Source organism: Micromonospora sp. HUAS YX12 (assembly GCF_040215685.1).
GTDB lineage: Bacteria > Actinomycetota > Actinomycetes > Mycobacteriales > Micromonosporaceae > Micromonospora > Micromonospora tulbaghiae.
Map to the genome: position 1 here is coordinate 2,801,953 of NZ_CP157974.1, position 18,649 is coordinate 2,820,601.

Genomic DNA, 18,649 nt, shown 5'->3' on the forward strand with positions numbered 1-18,649 from the left:
CGATGGCCGCCCAGGTACGCGTTCTCCGGCAGCGGATCCGTTCCGCCAAGGGGATGAAGAAGATCACCAAGGCGATGGAGCTCGTCGCGACGAGCCGCATCGCCAAGGCCCAGGCCAAGGTGGCGGCGTCGCTGCCGTACGCCGAGGCGATCACCGGCGTGCTGACGGCGCTGGCCTCGAACGCGCGGATCGACCACCCGCTGCTCACCCCGCGCGAGCGGGTGCGGCGGGCGGGCGTCCTGCTGGTCACCGCCGACCGGGGCCTGGCCGGTGGTTACAGCTCGAACGCGATCCGGACCGCCGAGTCGCTGATCGCCCGCCTGCGGGCCGACGGCAAGGAGCCCGTGCTCTACGTCATCGGCCGCAAGGGCGTGGCGTTCTACCGGTTCCGCAACCGGGAGATCGCCGCGAGCTGGACGGGCTTCTCGGAGCAGCCGTCGTTCGAGGACGCCCGCGAGGTCGGTGAGACGCTGATCAAGGCGTTCACCGCCGGCGCGGACGACACCGACAACGACGCCGGCGCCGACGGGATCCTCGGCGTGGACGAACTGCACATCGTCTACACCGAGTTCAAGTCCCTGATGACGCAGAACCCGGTGACCCGGATCGTCGGCCCGATGCAGGTCGAGGACCGGCCCCGGTCCGAGGGCCTGCTGCCGGCGTACGAGTTCGAGCCGGAGCCGGAGTCGCTGCTCGACGCCCTGCTGCCGAAGTACATCAACACGCGGATCTACGCGGCGTTGCTGGAGTCGGCGGCCAGTGAGTCGGCCGCCCGTCGGCGGGCGATGAAGAGCGCCACCGACAACGCCGAAGAGATGATCGAGAAGTACACGCGTGAGATGAACTCGGCCCGTCAGGCCGGCATCACCCAGGAGATCAGTGAGATCGTCGGCGGCGCGAACGCGCTGGCCGCGTCGGGAAGTGAAGTGTGATGACTGTATCCGCAGTTGAGACCAAGACGGCCACGGGTCGCGTGGTCCGGGTCATCGGCCCGGTCGTCGACGCCGAGTTCCCGCGCGACGCGATGCCGGAGCTGTTCAACGCCCTGCACGTCGACGTGACCCTCTCCGGCGGTGAGAAGACGCTGACCCTGGAGGTCGCCCAGCACCTGGGTGACAACCTGGTCCGCGCCATCTCGATGCAGCCGACCGACGGCCTGGTCCGCGGCACCGAGGTGCGCGACACCGGCGCGCCGATCAGCGTGCCGGTGGGCGACGCGGTCAAGGGCCACGTGTTCAACGCGATCGGCGAGTGCCTCAACCTCACCGAGGGCGAGACCATCCAGGCCGACGACCGGTGGGGCATCCACCGCAAGGCCCCGGCCTTCGCCGACCTGGAGCCGAAGACCGAGATGCTGGAGACCGGCATCAAGGTCATCGACCTGCTCGCCCCGTACGTCAAGGGCGGCAAGATCGGCCTGTTCGGCGGCGCGGGCGTGGGCAAGACGGTGCTCATCCAGGAGATGATCACCCGTGTGGCCCGGAACTTCGGTGGTACCTCGGTCTTCGCCGGCGTGGGTGAGCGCACCCGCGAGGGCAACGACCTCATCGCCGAGATGACCGAGTCGGGCGTCATCGACAAGACCGCGCTGGTCTACGGCCAGATGGACGAGCCGCCGGGAACCCGTCTGCGGGTCGCGCTGTCCGCGCTGACCATGGCGGAGTACTTCCGTGACGTGAAGAAGCAGGAGGTGCTGCTCTTCATCGACAACATCTTCCGCTTCACCCAGGCCGGTTCCGAGGTCTCCACGCTGCTCGGCCGTATGCCGAGCGCCGTGGGTTACCAGCCGACCCTGGCCGACGAGATGGGCGAGCTCCAGGAGCGGATCACCTCCGTCCGGGGCCAGGCCATCACCTCGATGCAGGCGATCTACGTGCCCGCCGACGACTACACCGACCCGGCGCCGGCCACCACGTTCGCCCACCTCGACGCGACCACCAACCTGGAGCGGTCGATCTCCGACAAGGGCATCTACCCGGCCGTGGACCCGCTGGCGTCCTCGTCCCGGATCCTCGCCCCGGAGTTCGTCGGCGAGGAGCACTTCGCCGTCGCCACCGAGGTGAAGCGGATCCTGCAGCGCTACAAGGATCTGCAGGACATCATCGCCATCCTCGGTATCGAGGAGCTCTCCGAGGAGGACAAGCTCACCGTCGGCCGCGCCCGCCGGATCGAGCGGTTCCTCTCGCAGAACACGTACGCGGCGGAGCAGTTCACCGGCGTGCCCGGCTCGACGGTCCCGATCGCCGAGACCATCGACGCCTTCCGCCGGATCAGCGAGGGGGAGTTCGACCACTTCCCGGAGCAGGCGTTCTTCATGTGCGGCGGCCTGGACGACCTTCGGGCCAAGGCCAAGGAGCTGATGGACGAGGAGGGCTGAGAGCCCGCTCACACCCACGAGGGCCGTCCCGGCGAAAGCCGGGGCGGCCTTCGCCTGTTCGGGGCCCTGCACTACCAGATGCCCGGTTCTCCGGCAAGCAGTCCGCCGGATCGCGCGGTACCGTTCCTGACACGACTTCACATCCCGGCCGTTGATCTCTGCAACCGAACGGACCCCCGCGCCCGTCTTCCTACCCGTGGGCGCGACGATTGGAGATGCTCGTGGGTGGTAAGGGCGGCGCGGATCGCGGGAAGCGGTCCATGTGGCGCGGCGTGCCCCGGTGGGCCCGCGTCTGCACGATCCTGGGCATCGTCATGGTGGTGCTCAGCGGCTCCGTGCTGATCGGCTCCCGCGCCCTGGTCGCCCGCTACGAGGGGTCGGTGGGCAAGGCCGACCTCTTCGGTGACCAGGCCGCCGGCGCCAACGAGAAGAAGAGCGACATCAAGGGCCCGCTCAACATCCTGCTCGTCGGCGTGGACCCCCGGACGTCGACCGCCCGCCCGCTGGCCGACTCGATCATGGTCCTGCACGTGCCCGCCACGATGGACCGCGGCTACCTCTTCTCGCTCCCACGCGACCTGCGGGTGGACATCCCGGCGTTCCCCAAGGCCGACTACGCGGGCGCCAACGACCGGCTCAACGCGGCCATGTCGCACGGCAGCAACGTGCCGGGGCAGAACCCCAGCACCGCACAGGGCTTCGAGCTGCTCGCCAAGACCGTGCAGGAGGTCACCGGCATCAAGCGCTTCGACGCCGGCGCGATCATCAACTTCAGCGGGTTCAAGAAGATCGTCGACGCCATGGGCGGTGTCGACATGTACATCGAACGGGAGGTGCGCTCCGAGCACCTCCAGCCGGACGGCACACCGCGCCAGCTCAGGCCCGGCGGCGGTGGCTACCTCGGGCCGCAGGCGGTGTACGAGAAGGGCAACGCCCACCTGAAGGGCTGGCAGGCGCTGGACTACGTCCGGCAGCGGTACCCGAAGAACGGCGTGCCGGACGGCGACTACGGCCGGCAGCGGCACCAGCAGCAGTTCGTCAAGGCGATGGCGAGCCAGGCGTTCAGCGCCGACGTGGTGACCAACCCGGTCAAGCTGGACCGGGTGCTACGCGCGGCCGGCAAGTCGCTGGTCTTCAACGGGCGTGGCAACAGCGTGGTGGACTTCGGGCTGGCCCTGAAGGACATCCGCCCGGACGCGATCGAGACGATCAAGCTGCCGGGTGGGGGTATCGGCACCGGCAGCAACTACCGGGGTGAGCAACTGCTCGAACCCGCGGAGGACTTCTTCACCGCCCTGCGTACCGAACAGCTCGGCGCTTTCCTGCTGGAGCACCCCGACTTCGTCCAGAAGACCAAGTAGCCTGAAGCGGGTGCGGGGCCGTGGTGGTCCGGCTCTCACCACCCGCGTTGGGTGGGCTGCGGGGGCGCGACTAGACTTTCGGCAATCCGCCGCCGCAGCAAGGAGACAGCGTGGCACAGCAGCTTCACGTCGAGCTCGTAGCCGTCGAGGAGAAGGTCTGGACCGGCGAGGCCGAGATGGTCGTCGCACGGACGACCGAGGGTGAGCTCGGTGTGCTGCCCGGGCACGCACCTCTGCTCGGCCAGCTCGCCGAACCCAGCCAGGTACGCATCAAGCAGGCCGGTGGCCAGCAGGTCGCGTACGACGTGGCCGGCGGCTTCCTGTCGGTGACCGGTGAGGGCGTCACAGTCCTCGCCGAGAGCGCAACCCCCGCCACCCCGGCCCGCTGAGCCGACCCGCCGATGGAGATCGTCGAAGGGATCGGAATCGGCGTCGCGATCGTCGTCGTCGCGCTTCTGATCCTCTTCATCCGGCGGGCCCTGTTCACGCGTAGCGGTGGCATCATCCGGCTGAGCGTCCGGGTCAACACGATCCTGGACGGCCGTGGCTGGTCACCCGGGTTCGGTCGCTTCGTGGGCGACGAACTCCGCTGGTATCGCATGTTCAGCTTCGCGCTGCGCCCCAAGCGGGTGCTCTCGCGCAAGGGGCTGGCGGTCGAGCGACGCCGGCTGCCCGAGGGGCAGGAGCGCATGTCCATGCCCGCCGAGTGGGTGATCCTGCGCTGTACCAGCCACCACGCGCCGATCGAGATCGCCATGGCGCGATCCACTGTCACCGGATTCCTGTCCTGGCTCGAGGCCGCCCCACCCGGGGCGGCCTCGCCGCGTCTGGCCTCCCAGGACTGGCCCGCCGCCTGACCCCCACCCCTCGTCGAGGGTCGTGGTGAGCGCCGTCGCTGCCGCCGATCGTGGAGTTGTGGCGCCCGCGATGCCCGGTTCTCAGCGTTCCCAAGGCACCACACCTCCAAGATCCCCGAGCCTCTCCCCACGGCACCCGCGATCTTGCAATTCGGTACCCCGCAAGCCACGCGAATGCGACACCCGGAGGACTCGACCTGCAAGATCGCGCGGGGGTGACCCCGCCCTCGCCCTTGCCCCGCGCCTCGGCCGGCCTTGCCCGGGTCGGGTCGATCATGAGGTTGACGGCGTGTGGTGTCTGTTTTGTCGCCGCTAACCTCATGATCGACGCTCTGGGTGGGTGGCGGGGAGGGTTTCTTCGGCAGTGATCAAGGAGTTTGTGTCCTCGCCCGCGCCGGACGTTGAACGCAAACTCCTTGATCACCGGGGTGTAGAGCGTGTTGGCCCTGGCTGGGCCGGTTGGGGGGTCTGGCTGCGTGGGGTCGGGGTGTCGGGTTCGGGGGTGGTGGGCGGCACTCTGGGGGTGGAATCGGCGGCGGGCCGGGGGCGTTGTAACCGGGTGAACGACCGAGCACTAGCCGAGCCCGGAACCGGGGTCGCGCTGCCTTCGGGAACAGCCCCGGGCCGCCGGTCGTTGAACACGGTTCCGACGACGTGAGCCGCGGGGAATCAGCCCGGCCGGCCGGTCGTTGAACACGGTTCCGGCGACGTGAACCCCCGCGCGCCGCTCTCTGGTGGCGTGCACCGCCTCGGGAATGGTGGCGGGTGGCGGGTCGTTGGACATGCTTCCGGCGCCGCGCAGCGGCACCCCCCGGGTGCCCCGCGAGCAGTCGGATCCCCCCTCGAAGTCTTTCTTGAGCGCCTGACGGTGCCCGCGCATCCACCCCCGGGTGCGTCGACCCCCGAATGGAGCATTTCTGATGAACACGATTCTGCGTAAGAGCATCCTGGGTATCGCTGGTCTGGCCTTCACCGGTGGTGTGTTCGCCGGTCCGGTCGCCGCCCACGCCGCGGACACCACCACCCACGCGAAGCCGGTCACGGCGACGGTGCAGGGTGACAAGCTGATCCCGCACGGCGTGCAGGGCACCCAGTCCCGCATCGACCTCAACGACGAGCAGACCGCCAACGTGAAGGCGATCATCGCCGCCACGAAGAAGGCCGGCATGGACGAACGCGCCGCGGTCGTCTCCATCGCCACCGCGCTGCAGGAGTCGAAGCTGGAGAACCTCGGCCACCTCGGTGACCGCAACGACCACGACTCACAGGGCCTGTTCCAGCAGCGCCCCTCCTCGGGTTGGGGCACGGTCGAGCAGATCACCGACCCCGAGTACTCCACCACCGCGTTCCTCAAGGGTCTCAAGCAGGTCGACGGCTGGCAGGACATGCCCCTGACCAAGGCCGCCCAAACCGTCCAGGTGTCCGCCTACCCGGACCACTACGCCCAGTGGGAACAGCAGGCCGCCGACCTCGTCGCCGAGCACTGGAACAAGTAAGAAACAGCGAGAGGCCGGCACCCCGAACCCGGGGTGCCGGCCTCTTCACGTCTCCGCGACCAGCTCGACCTCGTACCCCTGCCCGTCCGTGAGGTACGCGGCGTAGCTGTCCGGGCCGCCCGCGTGCGGGTGCCGGTCCGGGAACAGCAGCGTCCAGCCGTACTCTCCAGCGGCAGTGACCAGGCGCTCGACGGCGGCCGGCGGGCCCGCGTGGAAGGCCAGGTGGTTCAGGCCGGGCGCACACCTGTCGTGGGTGCGGCCGGTGAGCGCCGGTGACTCCTCCAGCACCAGATAGGTGGACCCGAGCCGCCAGGACCGGCCGGCGGGCCAGTCCTGGTACGGCGTCCAGCCCAGCTCGCCGAGAAGCCAGCCCCAGGAACGACTGGCCGCCGCCAGGTCGGGTACCCACACCTCCACGTGATGGAGGCCGCCGATGGTCAGCGCTTCCCGCCCGGCACCCATAGCACGTCGCCGTCCGGATTTGCCGTTCTTGACAGGATAAAGAGCAAATCGGAGAGCCGGTTGAGATACTTTGCCGGGAGGGGACTGGTCCGATCGGGGTCGTGTGCGACCAGCGCCCATGCCGCACGCTCGGCGCGCCGGGCGGTCGTCCGTGCCACGTGCAGCAGTGCCGCGCCCGCGGTGCCGCCGGGGAGGATGAAGGAGTCGAGCTTGCTCAGGCGCGCGTTGTACTCGTCGCACCAGCCTTCAAGGCGCTCGACGTACTCCTCGGTCACCCGCAGCGGCGGGTACTTCGGGTCCGGCTCGACCGGCGTCGCCAGGTCCGCGCCGACGTCGAACATGTCGTTCTGCACGGACTCCAGCACGGCTCGCAGCTCGTCCGGGAGCTGCCCCAGGGCGAGCGCGACACCGATCGAGGCGTTGCACTCGTCCACGTCCGCGTACGCGGCGATGCGCGGATCGGTCTTCGGCACCTGCTCGTTGTTGCTCAGCCTGGTCATGCCGGCGTCGCCGGCCTTGGTGTAGATGCGCGTGAGGTGGACGGCCATGACGCACAGCCTACGGATACCGGACCTGACCATCCCGGCCCGGCCGAGTCCGGTGGGGCCGGGTGACGCGGGAGATCCGGCGCTCAACGACGTCGACGTCATCCGGGTACGCGGCGACGCCCGGCTCGCCGGGACCGTGCACGTGGTGGGTGCGAAGAACTCCGCGCTGAAGCTGATGGCCGCCGCGCTGCTCGCGCCCGGCCGCAGCCTGATCACCAACGTACCCCGGATCACCGACATCGCGATCATGGGCGAGGTGCTGCGGCGGCTCGGCTGCGGCGTACGCTTCGGCCCGGACGACCCGGTCGACCCGATGGTGGCCCACGGTGGTGCGGAGCGGTCCCGGTCGGTCCTCATCGACGTGCCGGAGCGGCCGGGCGCGGAGGCCGACTACGACCTGGTCCGCCGGCTGCGCGCGTCGATCTGCGTGCTCGGCCCGCTGCTGGCCCGCCGGGGGTACGTCCGGGTGGCCCACCCCGGCGGTGACGCCATCGGCTCGCGCGGGCTGGACATGCACATCGCCGGGCTGGCCCGGATGGGCGCGGAGATCTCCGGTGAGCACGGCTTCGTCATCGCCGAGGCGCCGGGCGGCCTGCACGGCGCCGACATCGTCCTGGACTTCCCGAGCGTGGGCGCGACCGAGAACCTGGTCATGGCGGCGGTGCTGGCCCGGGGCGCCACGACCATCGACAACGCGGCCCGGGAGCCGGAGATCGTCGACATCTGTACCATGCTGACTCGGATGGGCGCGCTCATCGAAGGGGCCGGCACGTCGACGCTGCACATCGTCGGCGTGCCCGAGCTGCGGCCGGTCCGGCACGCCACGGTGGGGGACCGGATCGTGGCCGGCACGTGGGCGTTCGCCGCCGCGATGACCCGCGGGGACGTGACGGTGACCGGCGTGGACCCGGCGTACCTGGAGGTCGCGCTGGACAAGCTGGTCGCGGCCGGCGGCCTGGTGGAGACCCGGGGCGACGCCTTCCGGGTACGCATGGACGACCGCCCGAGGGCGGTCGACGTGGTCACGCTGCCCTACCCGGGCTTCGCCACCGACCTGCTGCCGATGGCGATCGGGCTGGCGGCGGTCAGCGAGGGCGGCTCGCTGATCACCGAGAACATCTTCGACGGCCGGTTCATGTTCGCCAACGAGATGATGCGGCTGGGCGCGGAGATCCGTACCGACGGTCATCACGCCCTGGTGTGCGGCCGGGAGCGGCTGTCCGGCGCCCCGGTACGCGCCACCGACATCCGGGCCGGCGCCGGGCTGATCATCGCCGGGCTCTGCGCCGACGGGCTGACCGAGGTCTCGCACGTACATCACGTCGACCGGGGCTACCCGGACTTCGTGGCCGACCTGCGGGCGCTCGGCGTCGAGGTGGAGCGCGGCACCGCGCCGGAGGAGCCGGACCTGGCCATCTGACAGCCGGTGCTTATCCGTCGTTAAGTAGGGTTCTCCCAGACGTTGCAGAACACGGCGAGGGAGAAGCAGATGGCGGGTCGACTCGCGGTCGTCGGTGCCGGGCTGATGGGCTCGGGCATCGCCCAGGTGGCGGCGCAGGCGGGCTGGCAGGTGACGCTGCGCGACATCGACGACGCGGCCACGAAGCGCGGCGTGGACGGCATCCGGAAGTCGCTGACGAAGTTCGCCGAGAAGGGCAAGATCGAGGCGTCCGACGTCGAGGCCACGCTGGCCCGGATCACCCCGACCACCGAGCTGGAGGCCGCCGCCGACGCGGACATCGTGGTCGAGGCGGTCTTCGAGAAGATCGAGATCAAGCACGAGGTGTTCCGCGCGCTGGACAAGATCTGCAAGGCGGACGCGGTGCTCGCCACCAACACGTCGGCCATCCCGGTGACCCAGATCGCCACCGCCACCGAGCGCCCGGAGTCGGTCGTCGGCACGCACTTCTTCTCGCCGGTGCCGATGATGAAGCTCTGCGAGCTGGTGCGCGGCTACAAGACCAGCGACGCGACCATGGACACCGTCAAGTCGTTCGCCGAGGGGATCGGCAAGACGGTGGTGGTGGTCAACCGGGACATCGCCGGTTTCGTCACCACCCGGCTGATCTGCGCGCTGGCGATGGAGGCGGTCAAGCTCGTCGAGTCCGGCGTGATCTCCGCCGAGGACCTGGACACCGCCTGCAAGCTGGGCTTCGGCCACGCCATGGGCCCGCTCGCCACCGTCGACCTGACCGGCGTGGACGTGCTGCTCAACGCCACCCGCAACATCTACACCGACACCGCCGACGAGAAGTTCTTCCCGCCGGAGCTGCTCCAGCGCATGGCCACCGCCGGTGACCTGGGCCGCAAGACCGGCCAGGGCTTCTACTCGTACTGACCGGCCCGTCCCGCCCCCGGCCCGCGTGGCCGGGGGCGGTTCACGTCCGGTGCCGGTTCACGTCCGGGGCGGGCTGAGCGCGGCGCCGATCAGCGCGAACGCGTCCGGGATGACCGTGCCCCAGTAGCCGAAGTTGTGCCGCCCGTCGGCCCAGGCGGCGCGTACCGGCTTCTCGGGCAGCGCCCGGGCCAGCGCGCGGACGTCGGAGAGGAAGTTGTCCTGCCGCCCGCACCAGAGCCCTACCGGGGTGCCGCGCAGCTTCTCCACGCCGGTGAAGACCGCGTCGCCGGGGCTCACCGCGGGGGAGAAGGCCGCCGCCATCCGCAGCCACTTCGGGTACGTCTCGGCGAGCAGCAACGCGCCGAAGCCCCCCATCGACCAGCCCCACACGGCCAGCCGGCTGCTGTCGAACCCGCGCCGGGCGCACCAGGTGGGCACCTCCTCGCGCACCATCCGCTGCGGGTCGTCGTCACCGGCGGCGCGCCAGGACAGCCGTCCGCCGGTGGCGCCCGCGAGCGCGAACGGCGGGGCTCCCCGGCGTACCGCGTCGGTGAGGAAGCGGGCCAGCCCGAACCGGCCGTAGTCGCGCGGGGTGGCCGACGCGCCGTGCAGCACCAGGCAGACGGGCAGGCCGCGGCCGTCGCCGTACCCCTCGGGCACGGCCGTCCAGAAGTCCACCTCGCGGCCGCGCGCGCCGGACGCGATGCGGATCAGCCGCTCGTCGCCGGCCGGGGCGTCCGGCAGGGCCGGGGCCGGTCCCGGGCGGGGGCCGGACAGTTGCCGGGCGGCCAGGCCGCCGACCACCGCGGCGCCGGCCACGCCGGCGGCGGCGCCGAGCAGGGTACGCCGGGTCAGCGTCGATGCCATGCCGGCGAGTGTGCCACCGCCACGTGCGCGTTAAGAAGGGGCCCTTCCTCTACCGCAGGCGTTAAGAGGGGGCCCTTCCTTACACCTCAGCCGTCGCGCTTGGTGGTCCAGCGGAACGTGGTCAGGCACAGCACCAGGCCGATGACGCACCAGGCGCCCAGCACCAGCGCGACGGTGCCCAGCTCGAACGAGCCGCCCGGCTCCCGGGCGCCGAAGCTGTCCGGCAGGAAGACCGAGCGCAGCCCCTGGCACATCCACTTGAGCGGGAAGATCGCCGCGACCTGCTGCATCCAGGTGGGCAGGCTGGTGAAGACGAAGAACACGCCGGAGATGAACTGGAGCACGAGCGCGACCGGGGTGACCACCGCCGAGCCGCTGCGGGCGGTGCGGGCCAGCGACGAGATGGCGATGCCGCACAGCGTGCAGGCGGTGACGCCGAGCACGGAGACCCAGCCGAACGTCAGCCACTTGGCGGTGGTCTGCGGCAGTTGCAGGTCGAACATCGCCACCGAGACGGCGAGCAGCAGCACGGTCTCGGCGATGCCGATGAACACCACCATGATCACCTTGCCGGCGAACCAGACCCACTTCGGCATCGGCGTGCCCCGGTAGCGCTTGAGCACGCCCCGGTCCCGCTCGATCGGGATCCAGATGCCGAGGTTCTGGAAGCTCACGGTCATCAGGCCGGTCGCGATCATGCCGGTGATGAAGTACTGCGTGTAGCTGACCCCGGGCGCGATCTCGTCGCTGAAGATCGCCGCGAAGATCAGGATCATGATGATCGGGAAGCCCATCGTGAACACGACGGACTCCCGGCTGCGCAGGAACTGGGTGATCTCCAGCCGTCCCTGACGCAGCGCCAGCGTGCCCGCGCCGGGCCGCCGGGCCGCCGCGGTGGCGACCGGGGCGGCGGGCTTCGTCGTGGTGGTCATGAGTGTCCGATCATCCGCAGGTAGACGTCTTCCAGGGTCGGCCGGGTCACGGTGAGGCCGGGCACCTCGCCGCCGAAGCGCGCGGCCAGGTCGGCCACCAGCGCCGTCGGCGTCGCGGTCTCCGCCGAGTCCGGCGTCCCGTCCGGGGTACGCCAGGAGACGGTCGCCAGCGACTCCTGCCGGTTGCCGAGCGCCTCCGGCGGCGCGACCTCGATCACCCGCCCGGCGGCGATCACGCCGACCCGGTCGGCGAGCGCCTCGGCCTCGTCCAGGTAGTGGGTGGTGAGCACGATCGTGGTACCGGCGGCGGACAGGTCCCGGATCAGCTCCCAGAACTCGCGCCGGGCCTCCGGGTCGAAGCCGGTGGTCGGCTCGTCGAGGAAGAGCAGCTCGGGGCGGCCGATGATGCCCAGCGCCACGTCCAGGCGGCGCTTCTGCCCGCCGGAGAGGGTGTGCGTACGCGCCTTGGCCTTGGCGCCCAGCCCGACCCGCTCGACCACCTTGTCGGGGTCGTCGGCGCCCGCGTAGAAGCCGGCGAAGTGGCGGACCACCTCGATGACGCTGAGCTCGTCGAACTCGCCGGTGCCCTGGAGCACGATGCCGACCCGGGAGCGCCAGCCGGCGTCGGGGTGGGCGGGGTCGGCGCCGAGGACGCGTACCTCGCCGGCGTCGCGCTGCCGGTAGCCCTCCAGGATCTCGACCGTGGTGGTCTTGCCGGCGCCGTTCGGGCCGAGCAGGGCGAACACCTCGCCCCGCCGGACGTCCAGGTCCACCGAGGCGACGGCGACGTTGTCGCCGTACGCCTTGCGCAGCCCTCGCACGGAAATCGCGAGCTCGTTCTCCATGACGTCAAGTGTGCGTCGTGCGGTCGCCCGATCCACTGCCGGGTCAGCTATATACGCGAGGTATACACTCGGTGTAGTCTCTGGTCATGACGGTTCCCCTGACCCTGCTCGGCCTGCTCGAACGCGAACCGAGCCATGGCTACGACCTCAAGCGCGACTACGACACCTTCTTCGGGCGCGGCAAGCCGCTGCCGTACGGGCAGGTCTACTCGACGCTGAGCCGGCTGGCCCGCGACGGCAAGGTGGTGGTCGGCGACGTCGGTCCCGGCGCCGGGCCGGACCGCAAGCGCTACGTCATCACCGACCTCGGCGCCACCGAGGTGGAGCACTGGCTGACCGAGCCGGTCGAACCGGAACCGCACCTCCAGACGCTCTTGTTCACCAAGGTCGTGCTCGCGCTGATGCTCGACCGCCCGGCCGAGGAGTACCTGGACACCCAGCGCGCCGCCCACCTGCGCCGGATGCGCGAACTCACCGAGATCAAACGCAACGGCGAACTCGTCGACGTGATGCTCGCCGACCACGGCCTCTACCACCTGGAGGCGGACCTGCGGTGGATCGAGACGACAGGCGCCCGGCTGGACGCCCTGCGAAAGGCGGTACGGCCATGAGCCCGATGATCGAGGCACGCGACGTCACGTACGCGTTCGGCGAGACACCCGCCCTGCGCGGCGCGAGTCTCGCCGTGGAGGCCGGCGAGGTCGTCGCCGTGATGGGGCCGAGCGGCTCCGGCAAGTCGACGTTGCTGCACTGCCTGGCCGGCATCCTGCGCCCCGACTCCGGTGAGGTCCGGTTCGACGGCACCCGGATCGACACGCTCGGCGAGGCCGGCCGCAGCGCGCTGCGCCGCGACAGCTTCGGCTTCGTCTTCCAGTTCGGCCAGCTCGTGCCGGAACTCACCGCGGCGGAGAACGTGGCGCTGCCGCTGCTGCTGCGCGGTGTCCGCCGCACCCCGGCGTTGCGCGCCGCGCGGGGCTGGTTCGAGCGGCTCGGCCTGGCCGGCCTGGAGCACCGCCGCTCCGGTGAACTGTCCGGCGGGCAGGCCCAGCGGGTCGCGCTGGCCCGCGGCCTGGTCGCCGAGCCCCGGGTGCTGTTCGCCGACGAGCCCACCGGCGCGCTCGACTCGCTCACCGGCGAGGAGGTGATGACGCTGCTGGTGGACGCCGCCCGAGAGAAGGGCACCACGGTCGTCCTGGTGACGCACGAGGCGCGCATCGCCGCGTACGCCGACCGGGAGGTCATGGTGCGGGACGGCCGGGTCAACGCCCCCGCCGGGGTGGTCTCGTGATCGGGCTCGCGCTCCGGCTCGCCGTCGCCGGTGGCCGGGAGGCGCTGGTCCGGCTGGTCGCCATCGCCGCCGCCGTCGCGGTCGGCACCGGGCTGCTGCTCACCACGCTCGCCGGTGTGCACGCCACCGACGCCCAGCTCACCCGCTACGCGTCGATGTACCCGCAGGAGACGGCGGGCGGGTCCGCCGACCCGCTGCTGTGGTCCACCCGCACCGACTACTTCCGGGGCGATCAGATCCTCCGCATCGACGTCGCCGCGACCGGTCCGGACGCGCCCACGCCGATCGGCGTCCCCCGCGCCCCGGGGCCCGGCGAGTACTACGCCTCCCCGGCGCTGCGCAAGCTGCTGGCCACCACTCCCGCCGACCAGCTCGCCGACCGCTACCCGGGCCGGGACCTCGGCGCCGTCGGGCCGGCGGCGCTCACCTCGCCGGACACCCTGCTCGTCCTGGTCGGCGGCACCCCGGAGCAGGTCGGGAAGCTGGACCAGGTCCGGAAGGTCACCCGGCTCGACGACAACCGGGCTCCGCTGCCGAGGGCGGCGATCGACCTCATCCTCGGCGTGGCCGCGGGCGGACTGCTGTTTCCCGTACTCGTCTTCATCGGCACGGCGACCCGGCTCGGCGCCGCGCGCCGGGAGCAACGGTTCGCCGCGATGCGGCTGGTCGGGGCCACGCCCCGGCAGATCTCGGCGGTCGCGGCCGTCGAGGCCGCGCTCGCGGCGGCGGCCGGCGCGTCGGTCGGCTTCGCGTTGTTCTTCGCGTTCCGTGGGCAGCTCGCCGGCATCCCGTTCACCGGCATGCCGTTCTTCCCCGGGGACATGGCCCTCGGTGCGCCGGAGGCCCTCCTGGTGGCGCTCGGCGTGCCGGCGGGCGCGGCGGCGGCGGCCTGGGTCGCGCTGCGCCGGGTCCGGATCTCCCCGCTCGGTGTCAGCCGCCGGGTCACGCCCCGGCCGCCCCGGGTGTACCGGCTGATCCCGCTCGCGCTCGGCCTGGCCGGGCTGGGCTTCGCCCTGGTGTACCGGCCCCCCACGTCGGACGGTCAGACCGCGCTGTTCCTGCCCGCCCTGCTGCTGGTCATGGTCGGGCTGATCACGGGCGGCCCGTGGCTGACCATGGTCGGCGCCCGGGCGATGGCCGCCCGGGCCGGCCGGCCGGCCGCGCTGATCGCCGCGCGCCGGCTCGCCGACAACCCGTCCGCCGGGTTCCGGGCGGTGAGCGGCGTGATGCTCGCGCTGTTCGTCACGACGGTGGCCGTGGGCGTGATGGGGACGATCGCGCACGAGCGCGGTCCGGCGCCCCGGGGTTCCCTGGAGGCCGGTCGGCTGTCGATGGTGCTGATGGACGACGCCCCGGCGCCGGGCACGCTGCTGGCCGACCTGGCGGCGGTTCCCGGCGTCCGCAACCCGGTGCTCGTCCGGGAGAACCCGGTACGCGGTGACGGCCGCGACTCCGGCGTGATCGCCTGCGCGGACATCCCGCCCGCCTACGGGCGGTGCGCCACGGGGGCGAGCGTCGCCGAGGTGCCGCCGGACCTGATCCCCTGGGGGGAGTCGGCCTCGGCCGACCGGGTCTGGCCGTCGTCCCCTGTGGACCCGGCTGCCCTCGCGGCGCTGCCGGCGGGTTCGGTGGCAGTCGAGGCGGAAGACGCGGTCGCTGTGGAGCGGGCCCGGACGGTCCTCGAAGCCGCGTTCCCCACCTTCTTCGTGGCGCCGAACGTGCCCGGCGACTTCGAGGCCGACTTCGCCGACACGATGCGGGGCTGGCAGCGGCTGGCCGATCTCGTGGTGGTGGCCGGTCTCGCGCTCGCCGGATGCAGCCTGGCCGTGGCCGTGGCGGCCGGCCTCAGCGAACGGAAACGGCCGTTCAGCCTGCTCCGGCTCAGTGGTGCCCCGGTACGGCTGCTGCGCCGGGTGGTGGCACTGGAGAGCATGGTGCCGCTGCTGACCGTCTCCGTGGTGGCGGTCGGGATGGGACTGGTCGCCGCGCAACTGTTCCTGCGCGCGCAGATGCAGTACGACCTGCGCGTGCCGGGGATCGGGTTCGCCGCGGTGGTGGCCCTCGGCGTGCTGGGCTGCCTCGCCGTCATCGCGGCCACCCTGCCACTGCTGGAACGGATCACCGGCCCGGAGACCGCCCGCAGCGAGTGACCCGTACGGTGGGCCGGCCGCACGCCGGCCCACCGGTGCGGGCATCGGGTTGTGTGGTTTTCCACACTCTCTTTTACTGAACGGTAACTTAAACTCCGGCCATGGACGACGCGATGCCGGGACGGCTGCCCGAGCGGGACCGCCCGTGGGTGATGCGCACGTACGCCGGGCACTCCTCCGCCGCGGCCACCAACGCGCTCTTCCGCCGCAACCTGGCGAAGGGGCAGACCGGCCTGTCGGTCGCTTTCGACCTGCCCACCCAGACCGGGTACGACCCGGACCACGAGCTGGCCTCCGGCGAGGTGGGCCGGGTCGGCGTGCCGGTGGCGCACCTGGGCGACATGCGGGCGCTGTTCGAGGGCATCCCGCTGGCCGAGATGAACACCTCGATGACCATCAACGCCCCGGCGATGTGGCTGCTCGGCCTCTACGGCACCGTCGCCGCCGAGCAGGGCGCGGAGCTGAGCCGCTGCGCCGGCACCACGCAGAACGACATCATCAAGGAGTACCTGTCCCGGGGGACGTACATCTTCCCGCCGGCGGCGTCGCTGCGGCTGACCGCCGACGTGATCGCGTACACGCTGCGCGAGATGCCCCGGTGGAACCCGGTGAACATCTGCTCGTACCACCTCCAGGAGGCCGGCGCCACGCCGGTGCAGGAGGTCGGCTTCGCGCTGGCCACCGCCGTCGCCGTGCTGGACACCGTGCGCGACTCCGGCCAGGTGCCGCCCGAGCGGATGGGCGACGTGGTCCAGCGGATCTCGTTCTTCGTCAACGCCGGGGTGCGCTTCGTCGAGGAGATCGCCAAGATGCGCGCGTTCGGCGCGCTCTGGGACGAGATCACCCGCGACCGCTACGGCGTGGAGAACCCGAAGCAGCGCCGGTTCCGCTACGGCGTCCAGGTCAACTCGCTGGGCCTGACCGAGGCGCAGCCGGAGAACAACATCCAGCGGATCGTGCTGGAGATGCTCGGCGTCACGCTGTCCCGCGACGCCCGCGCCCGGGCCGTGCAGATGCCCGCCTGGAACGAGGCGCTGGGCCTGCCCCGCCCGTGGGACCAGCAGTGGTCGCTGCGCATGCAGCAGGTGCTGGCGTACGAGTCGGACCTGCTGGAGTACCCGGACCTGTTCGCCGGCTCGCACGTGATGACCGCGCTGGTCGACGACATCGTCTCCGGCGCCCGGGTCGAGATGGAGAAGGTGCTGGAGATGGGCGGCGTGGTGACCGCCGTCGAGTCCGGCTACCTCAAGAGCGCGCTGGTGGCCTCGCTCGCCGACAAGCGCCGCCGGATGGAGTCCGGCTCGGACGTGGTGGTCGGCGTCAACCGGTTCACCGAGACCGAGCCGTCACCGCTGACCGCGGCCGGCGCCGAGGCGATCGAGCAGGTGGACCCGGCCGTCGAGGAGGCGGCCACCGACGGCGTACGCCGGTGGCGGGCCGACCGGGACGCGGCGGCGGTCGAGACGGCGCTGGACCGGCTGCGTGCTGACGCCGCCACCACGGCGAACCTGATGGCGGCGACGCTCGAATGCGTGCGGGCCGGTGTCACCACCGGCGAGTGGGCGGGCGCGCTGCGCCAGGTGTACGGCGAGTACCGCGCGCCGACCGGCCTGGCGGGGGCGGCCGGGGCAGCCGGTGACGCGAACCTCGCCGGGGTCCGCGAACGGGTCGTCGCGACCGCCCGGGAACTGGGCAGCGGCCGGCTGCGCCTGCTGGTCGGCAAGCCGGGGCTGGACGGGCACTCCAACGGCGCGGAGCAGATCGCGGTACGCGCCCGCGACGCCGGCTTCGAGGTGGTCTACCAGGGCATCCGGCTGACCGCCGGGCAGATCGTGGCGGCGGCGGTGGAGGAGGACGTCGACCTGGTCGGCCTCTCCGTGCTGTCCGGCTCGCACCTGGCGGCCGTGCCCGCGGTGCTGGACGGGCTGCGCGCGGCCGGTCGGGGCGACCTGCCGGTGGTGGTGGGCGGGATCATCCCGGCCGTCGACGCCGAGGCGCTGCGCTCCGCCGGGGTGGCCCGGGTGTTCACGCCGAAGGACTTCGCGCTCACCGGCATCATCGACGAGCTGGTCACCGTGATCCGCGAGGCGAACGCGCTGGATCCGGCACGCTGAAAGCACCACGAAGCCTAAAGTCGGGGCAAGACACCCACTGAAGGGCTGAGTGATGACCGCGTCGTTGGAGATGCCCCGCGTCCAGGAGTGCGCCGTCCGGTCCTGCGCCTACAACCACACGAACGACTGCCACGCGTTCGCCATCACGATCGGCAGCAGCGACCACGCGCACTGCCACACGTTCGTGGAGATGCCGGTGCGGGGCGGCATCGACCAGATCGTGGCCCAGGTCGGCGCGTGCTCGCGCTCGGACTGCCGGCACAACGCCGACCTGGAGTGCCACGCCCCGGCCATCACCGTCGGCCCGGACATGGACCTGGCCGACTGCATGACCTACGAGAGCCGCTGAGCCGCCGCGATCAGACGCGGAAACCGGCCTCCCGGGCGGCGGCGCGTTCCCGGCGCCGCTCCCGGCGGCGGCGGAACAGCCACGGTACGAAGAACACCAGGGCGACCAGGAACACCAGCACCAGCACCGGCAGCAGCAGCGCCACCACCGACATGACCACGCTCGTCGCGTCCTCGGCGGTGCTGGCCACCGGCGCGCCCACACCGGCCGTGGTCGCGTTGATGACCGGCCGGGCGGCGGCCTTGAGCAGGTGCACGCCGAGCGCGATGAGCACGCCGACCACCACCGGCACCCATTGATGGGTGGAGAAGAACGTGTCCGGGTCGCTGACGGTGACCGTCTCCGAGCCGGCGCCCGCGCCGAACGCGAGCCCGCCGGCCGTCGGCCGGACCACCGTCTGCACCACGTCGTTGACGTGGTCGACCACCGGCACCTTGTCGGCCACCACCTCGACCGCGAGCAGGACCGCGAGGATCAGCACCACCCAGCCGTTGCCGAGCCACTGCCAGCCGCTCGGCAACTCGACCAGGTCGGTGTAGCGGGACAGCAGCCCCATCAGCAGCAGCGGGATGTAGGCGTTCAGGCCCGCCGAGGCGGCCAGACCGGAACCGGTGAGGACTTCGAGCACGATCTCAATATGGCACCGGTACGCCAGTGGCGCTCGT

Annotated in this window: 19 protein-coding genes; 13 read left to right on the forward strand and 6 right to left on the reverse strand. The window is 71.6% G+C overall.

Features of this window, described 5'->3' with window-relative positions; translation table 11 throughout:
- Window positions 1–2 precede the first annotated feature (2 nt).
- The 6 genes from ABIH81_RS13650 (at window position 3) to ABIH81_RS13675 (ending at window position 6,091) form a co-directional block, all read left to right on the forward strand.
- A complete protein-coding gene (locus tag ABIH81_RS13650) occupies window positions 3–932 on the forward strand; it encodes a F0F1 ATP synthase subunit gamma (protein ID WP_349880590.1) in 930 nt (309 codons plus the stop codon).
- Window positions 932–2,377, forward strand: coding sequence for a F0F1 ATP synthase subunit beta (atpD, locus tag ABIH81_RS13655; RefSeq protein ID WP_349880591.1), 1,446 nt, complete (start codon window positions 932–934; stop codon window positions 2,375–2,377). The genes ABIH81_RS13650 and atpD overlap by 1 nt, the downstream gene beginning before the upstream one ends.
- A gap of 215 nt (window positions 2,378–2,592) precedes the next feature.
- Entirely contained in the window at window positions 2,593–3,738 is a 1,146-nt protein-coding gene (locus tag ABIH81_RS13660) for an LCP family protein (RefSeq protein WP_349880593.1), read from the forward strand.
- Window positions 3,739–3,848: 110 nt separating this feature from the next.
- On the forward strand, window positions 3,849–4,127 hold the full coding sequence (locus ABIH81_RS13665; RefSeq protein ID WP_047893558.1) for a F0F1 ATP synthase subunit epsilon: 279 nt from the start codon (window positions 3,849–3,851) through the stop codon (window positions 4,125–4,127).
- 12 nt (window positions 4,128–4,139) lie between these two features.
- Entirely contained in the window at window positions 4,140–4,595 is a 456-nt protein-coding gene (locus ABIH81_RS13670) for a DUF2550 domain-containing protein (protein ID WP_013288250.1), read from the forward strand.
- Between the two features lie 920 nt (window positions 4,596–5,515).
- Window positions 5,516–6,091: a hypothetical protein gene (locus tag ABIH81_RS13675; RefSeq protein WP_349880595.1), complete on the forward strand. Its 576-nt coding sequence runs from the start codon at window positions 5,516–5,518 to the stop codon at window positions 6,089–6,091.
- 45 nt (window positions 6,092–6,136) lie between these two features.
- On the opposite strand, the gene ABIH81_RS13680 is transcribed toward ABIH81_RS13675, so the two are convergent.
- Both ABIH81_RS13680 and ABIH81_RS13685 read right to left on the reverse strand, forming a co-directional pair.
- The gene (locus ABIH81_RS13680) at window positions 6,137–6,553 is read right to left on the reverse strand and encodes a VOC family protein (RefSeq protein ID WP_349880596.1); all 417 of its coding nucleotides are present in this window, start codon (window positions 6,551–6,553) and stop codon (window positions 6,137–6,139) included.
- The gene (locus ABIH81_RS13685; protein WP_047893386.1) at window positions 6,529–7,101 is read right to left on the reverse strand and encodes a cob(I)yrinic acid a,c-diamide adenosyltransferase; all 573 of its coding nucleotides are present in this window, start codon (window positions 7,099–7,101) and stop codon (window positions 6,529–6,531) included. The genes ABIH81_RS13680 and ABIH81_RS13685 overlap by 25 nt, the downstream gene beginning before the upstream one ends.
- Between ABIH81_RS13685 and murA the strand changes: the two genes are divergently transcribed.
- Together murA and ABIH81_RS13695 are read left to right on the forward strand one after the other, a co-directional pair.
- Window positions 7,100–8,521, forward strand: a complete 1,422-nt coding sequence (gene murA / locus ABIH81_RS13690) for a UDP-N-acetylglucosamine 1-carboxyvinyltransferase (protein ID WP_349880597.1) — start codon at window positions 7,100–7,102, stop codon at window positions 8,519–8,521. The genes ABIH81_RS13685 and murA overlap by 2 nt on opposite strands.
- A gap of 69 nt (window positions 8,522–8,590) precedes the next feature.
- The gene (locus tag ABIH81_RS13695; protein ID WP_302905155.1) at window positions 8,591–9,439 is read left to right on the forward strand and encodes a 3-hydroxyacyl-CoA dehydrogenase family protein; all 849 of its coding nucleotides are present in this window, start codon (window positions 8,591–8,593) and stop codon (window positions 9,437–9,439) included.
- A gap of 57 nt (window positions 9,440–9,496) precedes the next feature.
- Here ABIH81_RS13695 and ABIH81_RS13700 read toward each other — a convergent pair whose 3' ends face one another.
- The 3 genes from ABIH81_RS13700 to ABIH81_RS13710 form a co-directional block, all read right to left on the reverse strand.
- Window positions 9,497–10,306, reverse strand: coding sequence for an alpha/beta hydrolase-fold protein (locus ABIH81_RS13700; protein WP_349880598.1), 810 nt, complete (start codon window positions 10,304–10,306; stop codon window positions 9,497–9,499).
- Window positions 10,307–10,392: 86 nt separating this feature from the next.
- Window positions 10,393–11,238: an ABC transporter permease gene (locus tag ABIH81_RS13705; RefSeq protein ID WP_349880599.1), complete on the reverse strand. Its 846-nt coding sequence runs from the start codon at window positions 11,236–11,238 to the stop codon at window positions 10,393–10,395.
- Window positions 11,235–12,083, reverse strand: a complete 849-nt coding sequence (locus ABIH81_RS13710; RefSeq protein WP_349880600.1) for an ABC transporter ATP-binding protein — start codon at window positions 12,081–12,083, stop codon at window positions 11,235–11,237. The genes ABIH81_RS13705 and ABIH81_RS13710 overlap by 4 nt, the downstream gene beginning before the upstream one ends.
- 86 nt (window positions 12,084–12,169) lie before the next feature.
- Here ABIH81_RS13710 and ABIH81_RS13715 point away from each other — a divergent pair, with 86 nt between their 5' ends.
- The 5 genes from ABIH81_RS13715 (at window position 12,170) to ABIH81_RS13735 (ending at window position 17,984) form a co-directional block, all read left to right on the forward strand.
- The gene (locus tag ABIH81_RS13715; protein WP_349880601.1) at window positions 12,170–12,694 is read left to right on the forward strand and encodes a PadR family transcriptional regulator; all 525 of its coding nucleotides are present in this window, start codon (window positions 12,170–12,172) and stop codon (window positions 12,692–12,694) included.
- Complete coding sequence (locus ABIH81_RS13720; RefSeq protein WP_349880603.1) at window positions 12,691–13,371, forward strand: ABC transporter ATP-binding protein; 681 nt, start codon at window positions 12,691–12,693, stop codon at window positions 13,369–13,371. Before ABIH81_RS13715 ends, ABIH81_RS13720 begins: the two co-directional genes overlap by 4 nt.
- Window positions 13,368–15,521 (forward strand): ABC transporter permease, encoded by a 2,154-nt coding sequence (locus ABIH81_RS13725; RefSeq protein WP_349880604.1) that lies wholly within the window; start codon window positions 13,368–13,370, stop codon window positions 15,519–15,521. The genes ABIH81_RS13720 and ABIH81_RS13725 overlap by 4 nt, the downstream gene beginning before the upstream one ends.
- A 101-nt stretch (window positions 15,522–15,622) precedes the next feature.
- Entirely contained in the window at window positions 15,623–17,635 is a 2,013-nt protein-coding gene (locus ABIH81_RS13730) for a protein meaA (RefSeq protein WP_349880605.1), read from the forward strand.
- 52 nt (window positions 17,636–17,687) lie between these two features.
- Window positions 17,688–17,984, forward strand: a complete 297-nt coding sequence (locus ABIH81_RS13735) for a DUF1540 domain-containing protein (RefSeq protein WP_349880607.1) — start codon at window positions 17,688–17,690, stop codon at window positions 17,982–17,984.
- Between the two features lie 10 nt (window positions 17,985–17,994).
- Here the strand turns inward: ABIH81_RS13735 and ABIH81_RS13740 are convergent, their stop codons facing one another.
- Window positions 17,995–18,612 carry a DUF4126 domain-containing protein gene (locus ABIH81_RS13740; RefSeq protein ID WP_349880608.1) on the reverse strand — a complete coding sequence of 206 codons (618 nt, stop codon included), beginning with the start codon at window positions 18,610–18,612 and terminating at the stop codon, window positions 17,995–17,997.
- Window positions 18,613–18,649 lie beyond the last annotated feature (37 nt).

What these genes read in the sequence shown, in the direction of transcription:
- ABIH81_RS13650 (WP_349880590.1), top strand. Translation starts at nt 3, where the DNA reads ATGGCCGCCCAGGTACGCGTTCTCCGGCAGCGGATCCGTTCCGCCAAG.
- atpD (WP_349880591.1), top strand. Translation starts at nt 932, where the DNA reads ATGACTGTATCCGCAGTTGAGACCAAGACGGCCACGGGTCGCGTGGTC.
- ABIH81_RS13660 (WP_349880593.1), top strand. Translation starts at nt 2,593, where the DNA reads ATGCTCGTGGGTGGTAAGGGCGGCGCGGATCGCGGGAAGCGGTCCATG.
- ABIH81_RS13670 (WP_013288250.1), top strand. Translation starts at nt 4,140, where the DNA reads ATGGAGATCGTCGAAGGGATCGGAATCGGCGTCGCGATCGTCGTCGTC.
- ABIH81_RS13675 (WP_349880595.1), top strand. Translation starts at nt 5,516, where the DNA reads ATGAACACGATTCTGCGTAAGAGCATCCTGGGTATCGCTGGTCTGGCC.
- ABIH81_RS13680 (WP_349880596.1), bottom strand. Translation starts at nt 6,553, where the DNA reads ATGGGTGCCGGGCGGGAAGCGCTGACCATCGGCGGCCTCCATCACGTG.
- murA (WP_349880597.1), top strand. Translation starts at nt 7,100, where the DNA reads ATGACGCACAGCCTACGGATACCGGACCTGACCATCCCGGCCCGGCCG.
- ABIH81_RS13685 (WP_047893386.1), bottom strand. Translation starts at nt 7,101, where the DNA reads ATGGCCGTCCACCTCACGCGCATCTACACCAAGGCCGGCGACGCCGGC.
- ABIH81_RS13695 (WP_302905155.1), top strand. Translation starts at nt 8,591, where the DNA reads ATGGCGGGTCGACTCGCGGTCGTCGGTGCCGGGCTGATGGGCTCGGGC.
- ABIH81_RS13700 (WP_349880598.1), bottom strand. Translation starts at nt 10,306, where the DNA reads ATGGCATCGACGCTGACCCGGCGTACCCTGCTCGGCGCCGCCGCCGGC.
- ABIH81_RS13705 (WP_349880599.1), bottom strand. Translation starts at nt 11,238, where the DNA reads ATGACCACCACGACGAAGCCCGCCGCCCCGGTCGCCACCGCGGCGGCC.
- ABIH81_RS13710 (WP_349880600.1), bottom strand. Translation starts at nt 12,083, where the DNA reads ATGGAGAACGAGCTCGCGATTTCCGTGCGAGGGCTGCGCAAGGCGTAC.
- ABIH81_RS13715 (WP_349880601.1), top strand. Translation starts at nt 12,170, where the DNA reads ATGACGGTTCCCCTGACCCTGCTCGGCCTGCTCGAACGCGAACCGAGC.
- ABIH81_RS13720 (WP_349880603.1), top strand. Translation starts at nt 12,691, where the DNA reads ATGAGCCCGATGATCGAGGCACGCGACGTCACGTACGCGTTCGGCGAG.
- ABIH81_RS13730 (WP_349880605.1), top strand. Translation starts at nt 15,623, where the DNA reads ATGGACGACGCGATGCCGGGACGGCTGCCCGAGCGGGACCGCCCGTGG.
- ABIH81_RS13735 (WP_349880607.1), top strand. Translation starts at nt 17,688, where the DNA reads ATGACCGCGTCGTTGGAGATGCCCCGCGTCCAGGAGTGCGCCGTCCGG.